Source organism: Methylobacterium sp. WL6 (assembly GCF_008040095.1).
Taxonomy (GTDB): domain Bacteria; phylum Pseudomonadota; class Alphaproteobacteria; order Rhizobiales; family Beijerinckiaceae; genus Methylobacterium.
Genome location: NZ_VRVH01000681.1, coordinates 1 through 541 on the forward strand (window position 1 = coordinate 1; position 541 = coordinate 541).

A 541-nucleotide genomic window follows, 5' to 3' on the forward strand; every position below is an offset into this window, starting at 1 on the left:
ATGCTGCGCTTCGCCTGGCGCGAGAGCGGCGGCCCGGCGGTGGAGCCGCCCCGCCGCCAGGGCTTCGGCTCGCGCCTGCTGCAGCGGGTGCTGACGACGCAGGTGCAGGCCGAGGTCGAGACCCTCTACGCCCCCGGCGGCTTCGCCCTCACGATGCTGGCCCCGCTTCCGGTGCGGAACGCCAGCCTCGACCCGCCGGGCTGACGCACGGGCACGTGCCCCTTCCCCCTCTGCGGGGGAGGGAGCGCGCGCGAAACGCCTTCAGGCGGCGCCGCGGCTGCCGGCTTCGCCGCCGCCCTCGACGAAGGCCTTCAGCTCGTCGAGGGAGGCGAAGGTGAAGCGGCCCTGCGGCGTGTCCGCCTCGATCGCGCCGTCGGCGTACATCACGTAGGTGTTGCCGCCCGAGGCGTAGCGGCCGACGACCTCGCGGGTGTCCGGCTCGGGCTCGGGGGCCTCCCGCGCGGGCTCGGCATCGAGGCTCCGGCGCAGGGCCGGCGGCTCGGTCGGGGCGAACAGGTCGTCCTCCGGCTCGGGGGCGGGC

At 76.9% G+C, this 541-nt stretch carries 2 pseudogenes; one reads left to right on the forward strand and one right to left on the reverse strand.

Annotated elements, in window-relative coordinates:
• Positions 1-204 (forward strand): annotated as a pseudogene (locus FV230_RS29155) (sensor histidine kinase); the annotation flags it as partial.
• A gap of 57 nt (positions 205-261) precedes the next feature.
• Here the strand turns inward: FV230_RS29155 and FV230_RS29160 are convergent.
• Positions 262-541, reverse strand: a pseudogene (locus FV230_RS29160) (hypothetical protein); the annotation flags it as partial.